The sequence below is a fragment of the Paraburkholderia fungorum genome (assembly GCF_046027605.1).
GTDB lineage: Bacteria > Pseudomonadota > Gammaproteobacteria > Burkholderiales > Burkholderiaceae > Paraburkholderia > Paraburkholderia fungorum_F.
This window is the reverse complement of record NZ_JAQQEF010000001.1, coordinates 439,574-458,432: the sequence shown is the minus strand read 5'-3', so window position 1 is coordinate 458,432 and position 18,859 is coordinate 439,574. Positions and strand designations below refer to the sequence as shown.

At 62.3% G+C, this 18,859-nt stretch carries 15 protein-coding genes; 6 read left to right on the top strand and 9 right to left on the bottom strand.

Annotated features, from left to right (window positions below; genetic code table 11):
• Positions 1-40: 40 nt before the first annotated feature.
• Together PQR53_RS01900 and PQR53_RS01895 are read right to left on the bottom strand one after the other, a co-directional pair.
• Positions 41-490 (bottom strand): type II 3-dehydroquinate dehydratase, encoded by a 450-nt coding sequence (locus tag PQR53_RS01900; protein WP_408450872.1) that lies wholly within the window; start codon positions 488-490, stop codon positions 41-43.
• 16 nt (positions 491-506) lie between these two features.
• Positions 507-1,874, bottom strand: a complete 1,368-nt coding sequence (locus PQR53_RS01895) for an MFS transporter (protein ID WP_408450871.1) — start codon at positions 1,872-1,874, stop codon at positions 507-509.
• A 229-nt stretch (positions 1,875-2,103) separates the two neighbouring features.
• On the opposite strand from PQR53_RS01895, the gene PQR53_RS01890 reads away from it, so the two are divergent.
• Together PQR53_RS01890 and PQR53_RS01885 are read left to right on the top strand one after the other, a co-directional pair.
• Positions 2,104-2,886 (top strand): IclR family transcriptional regulator, encoded by a 783-nt coding sequence (locus PQR53_RS01890; protein ID WP_408450870.1) that lies wholly within the window; start codon positions 2,104-2,106, stop codon positions 2,884-2,886.
• Positions 2,887-2,971: 85 nt separating this feature from the next.
• Positions 2,972-3,862 carry a 2OG-Fe(II) oxygenase gene (locus tag PQR53_RS01885; protein ID WP_408450869.1) on the top strand — a complete coding sequence of 297 codons (891 nt, stop codon included), beginning with the start codon at positions 2,972-2,974 and terminating at the stop codon, positions 3,860-3,862.
• Between the two features lie 89 nt (positions 3,863-3,951).
• Here the strand turns inward: PQR53_RS01885 and PQR53_RS01880 are convergent, their stop codons facing one another.
• The 6 genes from PQR53_RS01880 to PQR53_RS01855 form a co-directional block, all read right to left on the bottom strand.
• Positions 3,952-4,626 carry an SEN1982 family lipoprotein gene (locus PQR53_RS01880; RefSeq protein ID WP_408450868.1) on the bottom strand — a complete coding sequence of 225 codons (675 nt, stop codon included), beginning with the start codon at positions 4,624-4,626 and terminating at the stop codon, positions 3,952-3,954.
• 94 nt (positions 4,627-4,720) lie between these two features.
• Positions 4,721-6,178, bottom strand: coding sequence for a cytochrome-c peroxidase (locus PQR53_RS01875; RefSeq protein ID WP_408450867.1), 1,458 nt, complete (start codon positions 6,176-6,178; stop codon positions 4,721-4,723).
• Between the two features lie 188 nt (positions 6,179-6,366).
• The gene (locus PQR53_RS01870; protein WP_408450866.1) at positions 6,367-8,703 is read right to left on the bottom strand and encodes an alkaline phosphatase family protein; all 2,337 of its coding nucleotides are present in this window, start codon (positions 8,701-8,703) and stop codon (positions 6,367-6,369) included.
• Between the two features lie 436 nt (positions 8,704-9,139).
• Positions 9,140-10,693, bottom strand: a complete 1,554-nt coding sequence (locus PQR53_RS01865; RefSeq protein WP_408450865.1) for a hypothetical protein — start codon at positions 10,691-10,693, stop codon at positions 9,140-9,142.
• A 91-nt stretch (positions 10,694-10,784) separates the two neighbouring features.
• Positions 10,785-11,330 carry a DinB family protein gene (locus tag PQR53_RS01860; protein ID WP_408450864.1) on the bottom strand — a complete coding sequence of 182 codons (546 nt, stop codon included), beginning with the start codon at positions 11,328-11,330 and terminating at the stop codon, positions 10,785-10,787.
• A 15-nt stretch (positions 11,331-11,345) separates the two neighbouring features.
• Positions 11,346-12,131, bottom strand: coding sequence for a GntR family transcriptional regulator (locus PQR53_RS01855; RefSeq protein WP_408450863.1), 786 nt, complete (start codon positions 12,129-12,131; stop codon positions 11,346-11,348).
• A 72-nt stretch (positions 12,132-12,203) separates the two neighbouring features.
• On the opposite strand from PQR53_RS01855, the gene PQR53_RS01850 reads away from it, so the two are divergent.
• The 3 genes from PQR53_RS01850 to PQR53_RS01840 all read left to right on the top strand — a co-directional run bounded on the left by PQR53_RS01850 (position 12,204) and on the right by PQR53_RS01840 (position 15,985).
• Positions 12,204-12,941 carry an enoyl-CoA hydratase/isomerase family protein gene (locus PQR53_RS01850; RefSeq protein WP_408450862.1) on the top strand — a complete coding sequence of 246 codons (738 nt, stop codon included), beginning with the start codon at positions 12,204-12,206 and terminating at the stop codon, positions 12,939-12,941.
• 108 nt (positions 12,942-13,049) lie between these two features.
• Positions 13,050-14,453 (top strand): MFS transporter, encoded by a 1,404-nt coding sequence (locus PQR53_RS01845; protein ID WP_408450861.1) that lies wholly within the window; start codon positions 13,050-13,052, stop codon positions 14,451-14,453.
• Positions 14,454-14,473: 20 nt separating this feature from the next.
• Positions 14,474-15,985, top strand: a complete 1,512-nt coding sequence (locus PQR53_RS01840) for an aldehyde dehydrogenase (RefSeq protein WP_408450860.1) — start codon at positions 14,474-14,476, stop codon at positions 15,983-15,985.
• 127 nt (positions 15,986-16,112) lie between these two features.
• On the opposite strand, the gene PQR53_RS01835 is transcribed toward PQR53_RS01840, so the two are convergent.
• Positions 16,113-16,790 carry a FadR/GntR family transcriptional regulator gene (locus PQR53_RS01835; protein WP_408451157.1) on the bottom strand — a complete coding sequence of 226 codons (678 nt, stop codon included), beginning with the start codon at positions 16,788-16,790 and terminating at the stop codon, positions 16,113-16,115.
• A 248-nt stretch (positions 16,791-17,038) separates the two neighbouring features.
• Between PQR53_RS01835 and PQR53_RS01830 the strand changes: the two genes are divergently transcribed.
• Positions 17,039-18,823, top strand: a complete 1,785-nt coding sequence (locus tag PQR53_RS01830; RefSeq protein ID WP_408450859.1) for a gamma-glutamyltransferase family protein — start codon at positions 17,039-17,041, stop codon at positions 18,821-18,823.
• The last annotated feature ends 36 nt before the right edge of the window (positions 18,824-18,859 follow it).

Below are 18,859 nucleotides of genomic sequence, written 5' to 3'. Positions count from 1 at the left end.
CAACGAGTGGGGCGCAACGAGTGGACCGTTTAGCGCCCCATCACGTTTTTGCGCGCTGGATGATGCCGGCGACCGCGCGCACCGCGAGCAGATATCCGTCAACACCCAGCCCGCAGATCACACCGCCCGCGGCCAACGAGATCAACGAATGCCGATACTGCTCGCCCCGTTGATGGATGTTGGTGATGTGCACCTCGACCACCGGTTGACGAATCAGCTTGACCGCATCCAGCACGGGTATCGACGCAAACGAAAACCCCGCTGGATTGATGACGACGGCCGCATCCTTCTCGAAGGCTTCCTGCAACCAGTCGACCATCACGCCTTCGTGATTGGTTTGGCGAAAAACGCATTCGAGGTCGAGCTCGGCCGCCAGCGCTTCAGTGCGCTCTTTCACCTGAGCGAGGGTCGTCGTACCGTACAGGTGCGGTTCGCGCTTGCCGAGCATGTTCAGGTTCGAACCGTTCAGGACGTAAACAAGTGGTTTCATCTGCATTGCCTGTGTTTCAGTGAGAATGGGACCGGGTCGGCACGTGCTCCGATGAGCCAATGACTTCTTCGGCAGAGTCGACCCGGTTCATGTCGATACCCAGTGTTTCGGGCGCGGTGAGGATCGCGATGAGAGAGATGACATTGAACGTGACGCACACCGCGACCACGCCCCACGGCGAGCCGTTGCAAACGGCGAAGAGCCAGACCGCGAGAACCGGCATCGGCCCCCCGGCGACCAGATTCGCGCCGGTATAGGCAAGCGCCGAGCCTGAATAGCGCACGTTGGTTGGAAATGCTTCAGCGAAGGCAACCGGCTGAATGCCACTCTGGAATTGGGTGAAACCGAGAAAGAAGCCCATTGCTGCCAGCATCGGCACGAAGCTCTTCGTATCGAGAATCTGAAAGTACACGAACAGCATGAGCAGGGTGGCGATCGAGCCGATCGCGAGCGCTTTCCTGCGGCCGATCCGATCGCTCAGCATGCCGCCGGCCAGCGCACCGACGATCGCGCACACGTTCGCGCCCATCAATAACAGGAAGCCCGTCTGTTTCGGCACGCCCAGCGTTTTCGTGACATAACTCAACGAGAACACGACGATCAGATAAAAGATTGCCGCAGGGCCGCAGAAGAACAGCATCCATCGCAACACCGTGCGCCAGTGAAGACGCAGTGCATCGCGCAGCGGACTGCCCACATGGGCGACTTCGGTTTTGCGGAGCGCGACGAACGCGGGTGTCTCGCTGACTCGCAGCCGGATATAGATGCCGACGATCACGAGAATGAAGCTCAGCACAAACGGAATGCGCCAGCCATACTCGTCGAATGCCTGCGCCGACATGGTCGATGACAGGGCCAGCAATACACCGTTGGCCATGATCTGGCTGAACGGCGAGCACAAGCCGAGAAGGCCGGAATATTTGCCGCGGCGATCGGGGCTGGCGTGCTCGATCGCCATCAATTGCGCTCCCGTCGATTCACCACCCAGCGCGAAACCTTGCAGGATGCGCAGCACAACCAGCAGCAGCGGCGCCCATACGCCGATGCTCGCGTAGGTCGGCAGGAAGCCCATCATCATCGAGCAGACACCCATCACGGTGACGGTGCCGAGCATCAGATTGCGCCGTCCGAGCTTGTCGCCAAGGTGACCGCAAATGATGGCGCCAAGCGGTCTCGCCGCGAGGCCAACACCGAATGTGGCAAGCGATGCCAGCAACGCGGAGGTCGAATCCATCGAGGGGAAAAACAGCTTGGGCAGCACGGTCGCGGCCAGCGCGCCATATAGCGTGAAGTCAAACCATTCGAGTGCGGTCCCGATGGCCGCGGCGGTCACCGCACGCGTGCGCATCGCCTGCTGCGCGGGTTGGCGTAATTGTTGATCCATGGTGTCTCCTGTTCCAAACCTGTGTCGGCGCCGCGTTCCGGTGGCCCGTGTCATGTCGGGCGCGTGCGGCCCGTCTTTTGTTCTGCGTCTCATGCCGTGCGCGCGGTGAAGCACTCGACAAGATCGCATGCCGCACAGATTAGCAGCGCCGGTGGGACGCCATTCCATGCTGGAATTCGGTTTCGCATTATGCAATCATGCTTGCTCTATTGAGTTGAGAGGAGTCTCCGTGCCGGGCGTGACCGAAAGAACCATGGCGGTGCTCGAGTTTCTTGCGACACAGATGGAAGGAACGCCACTCGCGTTGATCTCGGATCAACTTGAGATCCCGCGTAGCGCCTGCCATCGGCTGCTCGTCGATCTCAAGCAATGCGGCTATATCCGTCAACTCCGTGAGCACGGCGACTATGTGCTGACCACCAAGCTCGCGGGGCTCGGTCTCAGTTATCTCGCGACCTCCGGCATCATCGACATTGCGCAAACCATGCTCGACCGTCTGGCGGAAACATCCGGAGAACTCGTACGGCTGGCGATCGTCGATGGCGACAGGTTGACGTGGGTTGCCAAGTCGCAGGGCGCACTGAAGGGCCTGCGTTACGACCCGGACATGGGGATGGACACCATTCTGTCGTGCAGTGCAACCGGTCACGCCTGGATGATGACCATGACCGACGAGCGGGCGCTCGAACTGGTCACGCGCCAGGGCTTCGGCAAGCCGAAGCAGTACGGACCCAACGCACCGACCACCGTGAAGGCGTTGCTAGGGTTTGTCGATGCCGCTCGCGAGCGTGGCTACGCAACGATTTATGAAGTGTTCGCACCGGGGATGACGGCGATGGCCGCGCCGGTCCAACGACGGGGTTACCCGGCCATCGGCGTCATCAGCATTGCGGGGCCGGCGGTCAGATTGACGGAGAAGCGCATGACGGCGCTCGGTCCTGCGCTTGTGGCGGCTGCCAATGAACTCGCGGCTGCCAGCCTGGCCTCGCCACTTTTTGATCGAGTGCGTTAGTGTGCGGCCCGATCAACTCCGCCAACCGGATTGTCATCGATTCCATTGGATAATCGAAGCTTCCAGCTTATAACTCGACAGTCCGATGTCCATCACCGTTAACTTTCCCGCCGAAGTGCGCGATTGGATCGCACACAATCTCACGCGCGGTGTTTCTCCGCAGGCCATTGTGCGCGAGTTGGTCAATCAAAAGAATGCGATCGAACTTGCAACGGCAATGGTCGATGCGGTCTCGAACTCTTTTTTATACGGCATACCGTTGCCGGGCGAGACGCTCGAAATCGGCGGCGCGCCGGTCACTTACGAACCGGAGCCGCTGCGCGTGCCGGACGGACCGCTGATCCGGCTTGGCGAGCGCAAGACGCGCGTGATTGCGCGGCTGCAGCGGCCCGCCGCGGTACTGCTCGACGATTTTCTGAGTGCGAACGAATGCGAGCAACTGATCGCACTCGCACGGCCGCGTCTGAATCATTCGACCGTGGTCGATCCCGTCACCGGCCGCAATGTCGTGGCCGGCCACCGCAGCAGTGAAGGGATGTTTTTTCGACTGGGGGAGACGCCACTGATCGCCCGCCTCGAAGCGCGCATCGCCGAGCTCACGGGTTTGCCGGCCGAGAACGGCGAAGGCCTGCAACTGTTGCACTACGAAGCAGGCGCCGAATCGACGCCGCACGTCGATTATCTGATTCCGGGCAACCCCGCGAATCAGGAGTCGATCACGCGTAGCGGGCAACGCGTGGGCACGCTGCTGATGTATCTGAACGATGTGGAAGGCGGCGGTGAAACCGTGTTCCCCCAGCTTGGATGGTCGGTCGTGCCGCAGCGTGGCCAGGCGCTCTATTTCGAATACGGCAACCGTTTCGGGCTCTCCGATCCGAGTTCCCTGCATGCAAGCACGCCGTTGCGGACGGGCGAGAAGTGGGTGGCCACCAAATGGATCCGCACGCGCCGTTTCGTGCCGCGTGATCAGGCGTAGCCCGGCATAACGCAGATATAACGCCGGCGTAACCCGGCGGCATAACGACCTCTGCGGGGCGGCTAAACGCGCGCCCCGCGTGCAGCGTTTCAGCGCACGAAGACTTCGTCGGCGACCCAGCCCTTCGACGTCAGATGCACGCCTTCGCGCAACTGCATCGTGCCCGCGCCCTCGATCACGCGCTTGATCATCGGGAACACGCGCTGTGCATCGGCATCCTTGGCCCACGGAGCCGGATCGATCTTGTACGTATAGACGACCGAGGTGGCGGTCTTGCCTTCCACTTGCATCGGCTTTTCCCAACCCACCACCTTGTCGAGCGTGAGCGTGGCTGCACAGAAATCAGCCGGGTGCGTGACGCGCGAGGTAGCGGTCGCGACGACTTCCGGAATGTGCAGATAGTATTTCTGCCCTTCGGTTGTCAACTGGTACTGGCGGGCGTTCGCGGTGATCTTCTTGCCGTTGGCGGGGTCCGTGCGTTCGACCACCATGTCCTTACCCGTCACGATACCGAGCTTCTCGAGCACCGGCAGCTGTACCGCGTCGCGCGTACCGGCGGCGACGTCGTCCGTTGTTACGTAGATCGGCCAGTCGTATTTGGCGAGGCACAAGTGGCCGCGCTGGGCGAGAAAGTCATTGATGGTCGCCGTGAAATTCTCGCGGCTGACGTCTTGGCTCTTGTCGTGGCAGCCGGCGAACAGGGTCAGGGCGCTCAGGGCAAGTGCGCCGCAAGCAAGGCGGGCCGCGGTGGAACGTCGCGTCATGGTTTTAGTTACTCTGGTTAGGTTGCTAAGGTACGGATAAGACAAGGCACGCGGCCTGCCAAGAAGGGCAGGCCGCGTACGAGGATCATCGGGATCAGTTCACGCAGGAGCCGCTGGTGGGCGGCGTGGCGGGCGGTTGATAGCCATCGGTGAGCGTGTTCAGGAAGCAGACCAGGTCGCTGATGTCCTGCTGCGTCAGTTGCGGCGTCGAATGAACCGGGCGCGGCTTGGCACCGTCGGCCGCCGTCGTGCCACCCGCGGCAGTCTGGCCTTGCCCCATGGGCAGTTCTTCGTCGATATTGCCCTGGTAAGCCGCGGGCAGATCGTTGAAGGGTTGAGCCGTCGCACCCGACGCAGCCGTCGGGAACAGCGCGTAGGACGGGTTCGTCACCGGGTGGCTGGCGTCGCCGCCCGTGCTGGGATACCAGTATTCAGGGTTGGTGTCGCGCGTGTTGTAGAAATTGATCACCTGCACGAGCGAGTGGAACACGCCGTTATGGAAGAACACGGAGCGCGTCGCGACGTTGCGCAGCGTCGGCACCTTGAAGCGGCCGCAATACGGATCGGGGACATTGACGCCAGTGAACGAATCCGGACCGGCGCCGCTCGTCGCGGAGCCCGGAATGTGAAGCGTCGCGTACGGTCCGCACAGGCCCATGTCGACGAACGACGCGTTCGCGTTGGCCGGAACCGGATCGGTGTTGTTCGGGATCGACGCGTCGTTACGCGGCGCGCCGATCGCCTGGTACGTGAAGTCGGTCATCAAGGCGACCGAGCCCTGGAAGTTGGCGCCCGCGTAGTGGCAGGCCGCACAGCCGGCGCCGTTCGCGGTGTCATTGAACAGTTTGAGACCGCGCGTCTCGGCGGCCGTTAGCGTGCCGCCGATCTTGTTGCCGATATACAGGTCGAACTTGCTCGAGTACGTCTCGAACGACGGCTCCTCGATCTGGAACTGCTGCAATGCGTCGCCGATGTCGTTGAACGCAGTCATCGTATTGCCGAACACGCCCTGGCCGTACACCTGCTGGAACCGCGCGGCGTACGGTCCGTTCTGCACGGACTTCACGACGGCGTCCGGCGAGCTGTTGTTCATCTCGATCGGATTCAGCAGCGGAAACGCCGGTTGCGTGGCGAGTGTCGTGGCGCGGCCATCCAGCATGAAGCCGCCGCCGGGCGCATTTTGCGTGACGCCGTCCGGGTTCGTCGCGTTGTCGTCGTACGGCGGCGTCATCGCCTTGTAACGCAGCGACGGCACCGCGCGCACACCCGATTGAGACGGGTCGGAGCCGAGCTGCACCGACAGGCTGTTCGGTGGCCCGTACGCGTAGGCCGGGTCATGACATGTCGCGCACGACATGTTCTTGTTACTCGACAGGGTCTTGTCGAAGAAGATCGTTTGGCCGAGCTGGGCCTTCTGACTTAACGTCGAAACTGCGGGCGCCGAGGCGCCCGATGATGGATTTGACGCGTCGCTGCTGGACGAGCTGCCGCCGCTACAGGCGGCCAGCATCACGGAAACGGAGCAGATTAGAGCAAGAGATAGCGTACGCATGGTTGATATTGTTTTCGCAAGGTAAGTCAGTTTCCGGGCAACCCCGCAGTCGCACGAGGCGAGGCGGCCGGGAAAATGTGCGAAAGGTTCAATGAAAGTGCCGGGTAATGCACAAGGCATCCCCGGCATGCAGCTGCGATGGTTTCAGGCCGGGGAAAGGGCGGGCCCTTTCCCCGTGTGCGTGAAACTTACTGAATCGTCCAGATGTTGGTCTGGGTCTTGTCCGGACCCGGCTGGCGATTCGCTTCCTGCGTGCCGACGATGTCGACCGGATTCAGCCTCTGCGTGTAACCCGCCGGCGTGATGTACGCATGGTTCATCGGACGGACCGAGTCGAAGTGCGTATCGGCGCTGTCCGCGAGTTCCGGCAGGTTCAGGATGTTCGCCGTGATGAAGCTCTCGGTGTACTTCGAGCGGGCGATGTACGTGGATTCCTGGCCCGGTGCCGGATCGGCGAGCTGGAACATGTCCTGCAGCGTGCGCACGAGTGCGAAGTGGCTGTACGCGTCGCTGTCCTGGATGCCCTGCGCACCATGGTTCGTGACCACACCGAAGATCGAGTTGCCGTGACCGTGGTTGCCACGGGCGTACTGCACGGTCGTCGTCGGGGTGTACTTGCCGTTCGTCAACGTGAGCGGTTCGGCGGCCGACGTTTGGCTCGGGTTCCAGCCGCAGCACGACGTCGAGCTGCCTTCGCCTTCGTCGAACATCACGACGATCGCGACATGGCGTTTCGGGTTGTTCCAGATCGGTGAAGCCTGGATCTTGGTCACCACTTGCTGGACGTACGCGTCGCCACGCTTCACGAGGGCGTCGCCGGTACAGGTCGGATCGTTACCCGTGCCGTGCATGTCGTCACACTGGTCAGGAACCACGAAGTTGACCGTGCCAACGTCGCCGCTCTGCAGGTCGGTATCGAACTGGTCCACGTTGTAGCCTGACGGAACCGGGTACACCGACGTGTTCTGCAGCGCCGAAGCGTACTGCGTACCGAAGATCGTACGGTTACTGGCGAAGAATTCCGGCAGCGAACGTGCGGTCTGGTAAGCCATGCCCGGGTGGTGCTTCGTCTTGTACAGCGCCGACGGCATTTTCAGAGCCGGGCTGGTCAGGCCGGCAGTGGCGGTACCCGCGATGCCGGTGTAGCCAGCCACGACGGCCGCGTCAGCGATACTGTCGGTACGCGGATCCTGGCCCGGGTTCATCGACTCGCTATACGTGCGCCATGCGAGGCCGGCGCCCGACAACTGCGTGAACAGGTTCGGTTGGACGATGTTGTGCGCAGCGGTCGACCCCGTCGGGCACGTGCCAAAGCCGGTCAGGTCACCGTTCGCGTTGGCCGGAACAGCCGACGTCGCCACCAGCGGCTGACCGTCCGATGCCTTGCCGCCCGGGAACGCGACGTCCTTCAGTGCGGAAGCGTCTACGCCGCAGCCCCACCAGTTGTCGTCGGTGATACCCCAGTCGTCCGCACCGCCGAGCGCGGTGTAGTTCGGTTCCGACGGGTTGCCGGTCGAGTAATAGGTCGTAGCCTGGTTCCACTTGCCCGTTGTGAAATCGAGGTTGCCGGCGATGAACGGCGCGTCGCCCGGGCCTTCGATACCGATCGTGGTGGAGCCCGACGTGGTCGTCGCGGTACCGATCGAGCGGTTCTCGAGCATGACGATGAACACCGCGTCATAGCGCGGAATGCCTTCGACGTTGAACGCAGCTTGCTGCGACTGTGCGAACGTGATCGGTGCCTGCTTCTGCGTCGGCACAACGGTGGTCTGCGCGGTCAGCGTCGTGTTGCCGACGAGCGACGGATCGCCACCCGCAACCGCGAGGTTGTCCGGGAACATGTCGCCGCGATCGAGCTTGGTCGTCGCGTACGTATAGCGGTTCGTCAGTGCATTGTCTTCAAAGAGGACCGCCGACTGCTCGGCGCCCGACAGCTTGTTCACGTCGCCGAGCACGTCGGCGGCCGCGACAGTCGCTGCCGAAGCGGCTACACCCGGGCCGCTCAGGCGCGTCGCGAGGTTGGCCTTCTCGGTTGCGTAGGTCGTGGCGTTGGCTTCAACCAGACGCTGCACTTCGCTCGACATCGGGCTGATCACGACGTTCGTCGCGCCCTGGTCGGCGAGCTGCGCTGCCGAAGCGCGCAGGATCATATGGCTCGGCGCGGCGGCGCCGGTTGCCGTGTTGGTGCCCTTGGTGCTCACATCGGCGATCAGTTGGCCGGTGCCGCTGGTCTTCAGCGTGAAATGGCCCGTGGCTTCGGTCGTCGCGATGGTTTCAGTGCCGTCGCACTTGCCGTTGCCGTTCGCGTCGACGCACACAGTGGCGCCAACGTAGTAGCCAGCCTTGAGCGTCGGATCGCCAGTCGTGCTGCCCGGCACGAAGCCGGCAGAGGCGACGACGCCCGAGATTGTCGTGGTCGGCGCCGACGGCGTGTTGTCGCTATTGCCACCGCAGGCTGCCAGTACACAGGCTGCCGCGATCGAAGTTAGAAGTGGAGTAGTACGTTTTATTGGATTTACCGGCATTGTGGGGTGCCCCTGTAGGTTGCATGTACCGCTTCTTTTTGCGCCATCTATATATGCAGGCGACAGGGGATTATCGAGTCGGTGTATTTATCTCCCGTGAATGGGAACTTTCAATAGAATTACTAGTAAGGAATATTTCTACGCATAGAAATTTTGTTTGTCATCAAAATGGCATTTTTTATCTATCTGGTTCTGCGGCTGCGATTGAAAGCGGCTCGTTTACTGAGGATGTCCGCGCAAAACACACTTGCGCAGAAAACAGTTCTCCTTATAGGCGCTTCCCGCGGCCTGGCTTTGCGATGAGTGAGGAGTAGTTGAAGGTTGAGGTGTGTTTGAAGCGCGGCTATCGCGTCATCGCCAACGGGCGAGCAGCCTCGGCCGACAAGCTTCAGCATTGCGCCGAAGCCTGTGCCGGTGTCCGTTGCCGCCGGCTATTTCAGTTTGCGCCCGCGTTTAGCAGAATCATTCCGTGGATGCGCGAAAGCGCCTGTTGCCACGCGGGAGTGTTCTGTTCGGCCTCGTTATCCGCAAAGAGAGGTGTCAGCAACGCCTGCAGATCTTTCGAAGTGGTCGTGCTCGATGGCGTGGTGACATCCGACGTCAACATGCCTCTCACGTATTGAGATTGGCGGATGGATTGACTGGACGTCTGATTCAGCGTCGCCAGAATCAGGTTGCCGCGTTCCGTCTGGATCTTGACCGTGCTGCTTGCGTCGTCACTGATCTGTATGTAGTTGTAGTTCTGTGACTCTGGCGACAAGCTGAGTTCGACCGGACCGCCGGATAGCGCCTCGTGATAACTTGCGCGCAGATGCGATTGCTGGTTCTGCGAAATCGCGCCGTTCATCAGGTCGCCCTTGGTGCTGGTGCTTTGAGAGACCTGATAGGAGAACGTATCCTTTTGATTGGGCAGCAATGGATTTGACGACTCCGCAGTATCCGTAATCGAGGCGGAGAAATCGCCGAGACCCGTCAACATGGCCTGGTCCGACTGCGCGAGCCACGGCGCATACGCCGTACCGGGAAGCTGTTGCGTCGAGTCCCCATAATCGCTGTTCATTTGCGTGAACGCGTCTTTGAAGATCGACATCAGCTCTTTGTTTCCGTGACCTTTCGCATTGGCGTTGTCGAATTGCGCGAGGTAGCTTGCGATGGCCTGATCGCGTTGCGCGCCCGATCCCCAGATTGCGGAATCGCTCGTATCGACTTTGAGGTTCACCGTGCCGGCCGAGTCCGTGAGGCTCACGCTTTTCGCTGAGCTGTTCTGGGAAAATTCGGCTGAGATGTTGTTTTGCCCAGCGCCAGTCACATTGAACTGCATGTCCACCGACGCCAATACCGACGGGTCGAACTGCGTCAGACCGCTCAGATCGAGTTTCGGCGGGGCAGCACTAAGGCCGTCGATCGCGTTCTGAAAGCCGTCGGCGAGCTTGGCCAGCGCGCTACGCTCGGCGTCACTCAGCGTCCCGCCGCTCTGCACACTGACCCCTAGCGTGCCGTCCCCGCTATCTATTTTAATGTCGACCTCGACGCCACTCGCGGTCTGAATGGTCAGCCTGATATGGTCTTGCGGACCGTGTGACGAAGCGCCCACACCACCGGTTGCACCGCTTGCATCCGCCGAACCGACCGTGACCGACTGCGAGAAATCGCTATCGGTCGTCTTGAAGCGATCGAGCAGCGCGCTTCCCAGGTTGTTGAACTGCCCCGCGGTCGTGCCGGACGTGTAATTGACCGCCATCACCAGAGAGACGGCGTCGGTGTTGCTTTGAGCCCAGGTGACGGTCGGTTCCACACCTGCCAGGATTCCTTGCTGCGTATAGAGCAGGGGCGCTGCGACGACCAGCGAAGGAATCGTGACAATCGTCGACGAGGTCCCGGTGTCGGCACCTTGCGATGCGCGGACGGTCGCAGCAAGGCTGTTCCCCGTGTTCGACAACGGCGTCACCGCCGGAGGAAGGCTTGCGTTCAATGACGATAGGGTGGTCATAGTCCGGTGCTTTGTTGTTTTCGGCGGATGATGGCCGTCCTCTGCGCGGCCACCGGCTTCAGTAGGGTTATCGACAGGAAATTGAAAACCTTTAAGGCAGATCGTGCGACTCGTGCGAGGGGCGCGCGAAACCGGACTCCGGGTGGGTCTTGAGAAAAACAGGCAGATCGGTAGTGGGCGGTTTGGCGGGAACGTCGAAGAACATTTCGCAAACCCACCCGCGATGATACGAAGCGTGATTCACGAGGTGCATGAACATCGCGCCGCGCGACATCGTCGAACGCTCGCCGGAGATGAACGCGAACGACAGTTCCTCAGCCAGCGACGCGTCGGTCTGTGCATCGGCCCAGCGTTCGAACCACGCGTTCATCTCCTGTTGCGCGCGACGCAGGTCGTCGAGTTCAGCGTGCACGACCACGTTGCGCGCCGTGAAGCCGTGGTCCTTGCGTTCGAGGTGTGCCTTCCAGATCAGATCGACCACATAGTTATGGTTTAGCGTACCGATCATCGTTTTGAACAGCGTTTGCCGGACCTTGACGATTTCATCGGGTGGCAACGCACCGGTAGCGTCGAAGAGCACGGTGTCGGCCCAGCTTTTATAACGGGAAAGAATACGGGCGGTTTGCGTATTGAGCATGACTGGTTTCCTCGACTATTCGCTTGCGTCGTTCAACACGTCCAGCGCCGCGCGACACGCGCCGGCCAGCTGTTCGCGCATCAGATCCTGCACATTCGGCGAGTGGTTCACAATGGCATCGCGAATTTTGACCGACTGACTGAACGACGCCTGCATACGGCCGCCGCGCGCCATCGCAATGCGCCGGACGCGCCGCACGGGTCCGATCAAGCCTGCGTGGCTGTCCTGCAGCGTGCGGTTGTCGGCGATCGTCATGACGATGGTGTAGAAGCGGTCTAGCGCATCGACATAACCCGGCGGATCGTCGGCAGCGACACTCACTTGCATCGCTTCGATCACGTCGTCGAGTTGCGCGGTGCCGAGCGCCGTGATGCGCTCCGACGCCAGTTGCACGGCAAGGCATTCGAGCGCTGCGCGCACCGTGTAAATCTCTTCGACATCGCGCAGCGTCACGGCGCGCACGTACGCGCCGACGCGCGGCAACACCGTCACCAGCCCCTCGCGTTCGAGTTGCGCGAACGCCTCGCGCATGGGCGTGCGGCTGACGTTCAACTGGTTGGCGACCTGCACTTCCGAAAGGCGGCTGCCCGGCGCGAGCACGCCTTCGACGATCGCCTCGCGCAACGCGGGCACCACCACGCCTTCGCTCAGTGAATCGCTGGATGCATGCACCGTGCGCATGCGCGAGTGATATTTGCTCGCGATCCTGTCGAGCGAATGGGCGCCTGCCTGCGCACCTTTGGTGGGCTTCGGTGTGGCGGCGGTTTCGTGGGTTTTGAGCGCGGTTTTGCGGGAAGGCATTGACACCTCATGATCATGTGAATACGCTGTATACAGATTATACAACTTCAGTTGCCTCTATGTGGAGCCGTTATGGATCGCAGTCCATTGCCGCAGCCGGTTTTGATCGAACGAACCGGCGACGTGCTGAGTTTTACGCTGAACCGCCCGGATGCAGGCAACGAGGTTTCCGGCGCGATGTTCGATGCAATGATGGCCGCGCTACGCAGCGAAGCTGCTGAGCCGAGCGCGCGCGTGCTGCGCATCCGTGCGAACGGCGACGTGTTCTGTACCGGACGCGAACGCGCCGGGCGCGACGCGGTGTCGATCCGGGCGGAAGTCGCGCGGCTGATCGAATTGAAGCGCCTCGTGCGCGGCACCTCGATGATTTCGATCGCGGAAGTGCAAGGCGATGCGCACGGTTTCGGCTTCGGACTCGCGATTCTGTGCGACTTCACGCTGGTCTCGTCGCGCGCAACGCTTGCGTTTCCCGAGATGCGCAAGGGCTTGCCGCCCGCCGCGATCATGGCCTACGTGGGCCGCTACGCGTTGCCGAAGCCGCTGTTTCCGATGGTGCTGTTCGGCGACCCGCTGACGCCCGCGGCCGCGTTGCAGGCCGGGCTGATCACGCAGGTCTGTGAGCCCGCTGCGCTGTGCAGCGACGCCGACGCGCTCTCCGAGCGCATCCTCGCGCTCGACGACGCGGGCGCGCGCCAGTGCAAGGCGTTCTTTCAGGCAGCGGAAGAAAGTCCGATCGAGCAGAACTTCCGCAGCGCGACGGACATGCTGACCGTCACGAGTCTGCGGCTGATGCAGGGTCGCGGAGTGTGAGCGTATCGGCAGGTTGAAGTATTGCAGTGCATGGCGGTGCAAGCGAACTTCGCGGGATGGTTCGGTTCGCGCAGCGCGCTGACAGACCATCTTGCATGGGAGACAGACATGAACGTCAACGCAGGGCCGCGGCTCGATCGTTTGCCAATGTCGGGATTTCATCGGCGCATCATGTGGTTGATCGGCATCGGCATGTTCTTCGACGGTTTCGACATCTACGTGGCGTCGACCGTGCTCGGTGCAACGCTCAAAACCGGCTTCTCGACACTCGGCCAGAACGCACTGTTCGTGTCGCTGACCTTTCTCGGCATGATGCTTGGTTCGCTCGGCACCGGTTTTCTCGGCGACCGCTTCGGCCGCCGCTTCACGTATCAGGCGAATCTTGCGATCTTTGGACTGGCGTCGCTCGGCGCGGCGTTCGCGCCGACTATGAGCGTGCTGATCGTGTGCCGCTTGGTGATGGGTCTCGGGCTCGGCGCGGAAAACGTCGTCGGCTATTCGACGCTGACCGAATTCGTGCCGCCGCAAAAGCGCGGCAAGCTGCAAGGACTGATGGCCGTGTTCGTCGTGTCCGGCTTGCCGGTGGCGGGGCTCATCGGCTTGCTGCTGATTCCGGCATTCGGCTGGCGCGCGATGTTTGTGCTGGGCGGGATCGGCGCGCTGGGCGTCTGGTATGCGCGCAAGTCGCTGCCCGAGTCGCCGCGCTGGCTCGACTCGGTTGGCCGTCATGCAGAGGCCGACGCGATCCTGCGGCGCATCGAAGACGAGGTCACGCACGCGCGCGGCGGCCAACCGTTGCCGCCGTTTGCGGCCGGAAAGACGTCTGGGCCGGCTGCCATCTTGCTGTCGTTCGGCTCATTGTTCAGCGGCACGATGTTGCAACGCATGATCGTCGGCTGCGTGACGCTCGTGGTCATCAATACGCTGCTGTACGGCTTTGTCACCTGGCTGCCGACCTTTTTCGTGCATCAGGGCTTCAGCATCGCGAGGTCGTTCGGCTTCGCGCTCGTCATGTCGCTCGGCGCGCCAATCGGCTCCGCAATCGGCGCCTTGACGGCGGACTCGTGGGGCCGCAAGCCAACCATCATCGGCGCGTCGCTCGCGGCGATCGTGTTCGGTGCGATCTATCCGTTCGTCTCGAATCCGCTGCTGCTGCCTATCGTCGGCCTGTTGCTGACCATTCCGATCTACGTGCTGGTGGCGCTGCTGTTCGCGATCTACGTACCCGAACTTTTTCCGACCGAAGTCCGGCTGCGCGCATCGGGACTCTGCAACACGCTGGGCCGCGGCGCGACGATCGTCACGCCGTTTATCGTCGTCGCGCTGTATGCGCAGCACGGCATCGTCGGTGTGCTGGCGTTGATGATCGGCCTGCTCGCGATCCAGATCGTCGTCGTTGCGTGGCTCGGCGTCGAGCCGACCGGTCAGCGTCTCGAAGACCTGCAACCCGCTGACCTACAGACACGCGACGTGACGCGCCGCGACGCGCATCATGCCTCGCCTCTCAAGTGAACCACCTGGAACCGATCTCTATGGACACCGTGAACCCCCAACATTTCGATGCGCAGCTCTTCATCGACGGCGCATGGACCGACGCCGACACCGGCCGCACGCTCGACATCGTCAATCCGGCGACAGGCGAAGTGATCGGCGCGCTCGCGGCCGCGTCGGAACAGGATGTGGACCGTGCGGTGCGCGCGGGGCATCGCGCGTTCGAAGGCGGCGCGTGGCGCGACATGTCGATCCAGCAACGCGCGCGCGTGCTGAACCGTTTCGCCGATCTGTTCGAAGCGGACCTCGAACAGTTCTACAAGCTCGAAACATTGAATAACGGCCGGCCGATCTCGGAGACCCGCGCGCAGATTTCGCGTCTGCCGCAGTTCTACCGTTATTTCGCGGCGCTTGCGCTGACGCGCCGCAGCGACGTGATTCCGATCGAAGGGCCGTACCTGTGCTACACGCAGCGCGTGCCGCTCGGCGTCGTCGCGTTGATGACGTCGTTCAATCATCCGCTGATGATTCTGTCGAAGAGCCTTGCGCCCGCGCTCGCGACGGGCAATAGCGTCGTCATTAAGGCGTCCGAGCAGACGCCGTTGACCACAGTGCGCCTGGTGCGTCTGCTGGATGAAGCCGGTGTGCCGAAGGGGGTGGTCAACGTGGTGAACGGCGAAGGGCGCGAGGCGGGCGCGGCGCTCGCGCGGCATCCGCTGATTCGCAAGGTCGTGTTTACGGGCGGCACGGAAGTCGGCCGCGCGATTGGCGAAGCGGCGGCGCGTAGCTTCGCGTTGACGACGCTCGAACTCGGCGGCAAGGGCGCGGTGATGCTGTTCGACGACTTCGACATGGAGCGCGCGGTGAACGGCGCGGCGTTCGCGGCCTTCATCGGCGCGGGACAGACCTGTGTATGCGGCGCGCGGATTCTGGTGCAGAAGTCGATCTATGCGGCGTTTCTCGAACGCTTCCGTGCGAAGGCGGCCGGCATTCGCGTGGGCGATCCCGCCGATGTGAAAACGCAACTCGGGCCGGTGATTTCCGAGCGCTCGCGCCAGCGCATTCTCGCGATGCTGGACCGTGCGAAGGCCGCTGGCGCGAAGGTGCTGACGGGTGGCGGCGTGCCGTCCGGCCTGAAACAGGGCTTCTTTATCGAGCCGACCGTGTTGTACGACGTCGATCCGCTTTCGGAGATCGGTCAGGATGAAGTGTTCGGGCCCGTGACCGTCGTGATGCCGTTCGACGACGAGGCGCACGCGCTGCGCATCGCCAATGGCACGCAGTTCGGCCTCGCGGCTTCCGTATGGACACAGGATGTGGCGCGTGCGCACCGGGTGGCAAGCAAGCTCGAATTCGGCATGGTGTGGGTCAACGATCACCATCGCCTTGATCCGGCGTCACCGTGGGGCGGCTTCAAGAACAGCGGCGTGGGACGCGAGACGGGGGTCGAATCGTTCGATCAGTTCAGCGAGCCGCGCGCGGTGACGATCAATACCAGCGGCAAAACCGTCGACTGGTATGCGGATGACGGGGAATTGAAGCGGCTCAATTGATTCCACCCGGCGCGCTTCGCTGGCGTGTTGGCGCCAAGGCATGAAGGCGCGGGCGGTGCGTCATTGGCAGTGGTATGCACATGCGATGACGCACCGCCGTCAGACATGCCGTCGCCGGCGTACCGTTTCACGCCTGTTGATCAGCGAGGCCGCTCACCTTGGTGGATGCGCGCAATTGAACGTTCAGCAAATGTTCGCGCATGCATCGGGCCGCTGTTTCTCCATCACGGGATTTCAGGGCATTCACGACCGCCTGGTGCTGCTGGGCGAAATGGTGCCGGGTCTCCTGAGCGGACGTTTTGGTACGCACGTCGGGTTTGACGCGCATGCCATTGATGACTTCCATCAGCGCGATGAGGGCGGGATTGCGGGTGGCCTGGGCAATCAGCAAATGGAATCGGTGATCCCATTGCTGCCATTCCTCGTCGTTATTCGAGGCAGCGTTTTTCCGCGCGCACTTTTCCAGTTCCAGCAGATCGTCCCAACTGGCTTTCGTGGCGGCGAGTTCTGCAAGCGCGGGCTCGAACAGCAGCCGCATTTCAGCGATATCCGCCGGGCTGGTCCCCGCGCGCAGTCCACGCAGCGTGGGACCAAACTTCAGCGGCCGTGCGCCGAGATAGGTGCCGCGCCCGACACCGCGCCAGACCCGGCCCGACGCTTCCATTGAAGCAAGCACCGCGCGCAGTTCCCTTCGACTGACGCCGAGGTCGTCGGCCAGCTTTCTTTCTGGCGGCAGCGCATCGCCGTCTTTGAGTTGATGGTCGGCGATATAGCCGAGCAGACCGTCCAGTGCCGTGTTTTCCATTTTCGTTAACCGAATCAATGAGCGAACCAATGATTGAACCAATGAGAATTGGTACCAACGGTAACAGAAGCGCCGCGCTCTGACGCGCGGATTCCAGAATTTTTTTTGATCCGCTATGTTGCAAGGAGCTTTCGGGTTAGCATCCGGGAAGTTCATAAGTCTTACCCCCATTCTGGTCGTCTGTTTAGCTCGTACCTATGGTGATTGGTTCAGGAACCAATCACCGAAGATTGCACAAGGAGTCGCGCATGTCGTTTACAACCCGCCCGGAACTGATCGGCACATTCGGAATGGTGGCCTCCACGCACTGGCTGGCCAGTGCATCGGCCATGGCCGTTCTTGAGAAAGGCGGTAACGCATTCGATGCAGCCGCCGCCGCCGGTTTTGTTCTGCAGATCGTCGAGCCGCATCTGAACGGTCCTGGCGGCGAACTGCCGGTCGTCTTCTACAGTGCGCGCGAAGACCGCGTGCGGGTGCTGTGCGGGCAGGGCGTGACACCGGCGACCATGACCATCGAGCGGATGCGCAAGTTGGGTCTGGAGGTCGTGCCGGGTACGGGACTGTTGCCGGCCGTCGTGCCCGGCGCATTCGGCGGCTGGATGACCATGCTGCGCGATTACGGGCAGTTGCCGCTCGAGGACGTGTTGAGCTATGCGATCGGTTATGCGGAAAACGGCTACCCGGTACTGCCGCGCATGACTTCGTCGATCCTCGCGATCAAGGATTTCTTCCGGACCGAATGGCCAACCTCGGCCGAGCAATGGCTGCGCGACGGCGACGCGCCCATGCCAAACCAGCTGTTCGCCAACCCGGCGATCGCCAACACGTACAAGCGCATTCTGCGCGAAGCGAACGTCCGCAGCGACCGCGCCGAGCAGTGCGAACGCGCCCGGGAGGTCTTTTACCGCGGCTTCGTGGCGGACGCCATCGACCAGTATTTCCGCTCGACGCCCGTTCTCGACACCTCGGGTCAGCGCAATTACGGCCTGCTCGATGCCGGCGACCTCGCGCGCTGGGAGCCGACCTATGAAGACCCTGTTTCGTACGACTACGGGGACCTTCGTGTTCACAAGACCGGACCTTGGGGCCAGGGGCCGATGTTCCTCCAGCAGCTCGCGCTGCTCAAGGGATTCGATCTCGCGGCCATGGACCCGCTGGGACCGGACTTCGTCCATACGATCATCGAGTGCTCGAAGCTCGCATTTGCCGATCGCGAGGTGTTCTACGGCGACCCCGCGTTTGCGCATGTACCCATGGATGTGCTGCTGAGCGACGCCTACAACGACGAACGTCGCCGGCTGATCGACCCGCATCGCGCGTCACTCGAATTCCGTCCTGGCACGCTGGGCGATAGTGCGCAGCGGGCCGCGCGCATCATGGCGCTGGCTGGAAAGGAACAGTCCGGCGGTTTCGGCCAGGGCGAACCGACGTTCGCGCCTTTGCCTGAACTGCGCGGCGACACGGTCCATCTCGATGTCGTCGACCGTTGGGGCAACATGGTGTCGGCAACGCCGTCGGGCGGCTGGCTGCAGGCGTCTCCCGCGGTGCCCGGTCTCGGCTTCAACGTCACCACGCGCGCGCAGATGTTCTGGATGGAAGAGGGCTTGCCCTCGTCGCTCGGCCCGGGGCGCCGTCCGCGTACCACGTTGTCGCCGACGCTGGTCACGCGCGCAGGCAAACCCTACGCGGCATTCGGCACGCCCGGTGGCGACCAGCAGGATCAATGGTCGATCCAGCTGTTCCTCAAACACGTGCACGCCGGTATGAACTTCCAGGCCGCCGCGGATTCGCCTTCGTTCCAGACCGCTCACTTTCCGGGTTCGTTCTACCCGCGCTCGATGCATCTGGGCAAGATGTCCGCCGAGTCGCGCTTTCCGGAAAGCACGCTGGCCGAGTTGCGCGCGCGTGGCCACGACCTGACTGTGGCCGAACCCTGGGCGTTGGGCCGGGTTTGCGCGGTCGGCATCAGAAACGGTCTGATGCGTGGCGCCGCGACCCCTCGTCAAATGCAGGCCTATGCGGTCGGGCGATAACTTTCGCGTTCCAGAGATCGCGTCCATTCCTTCAGG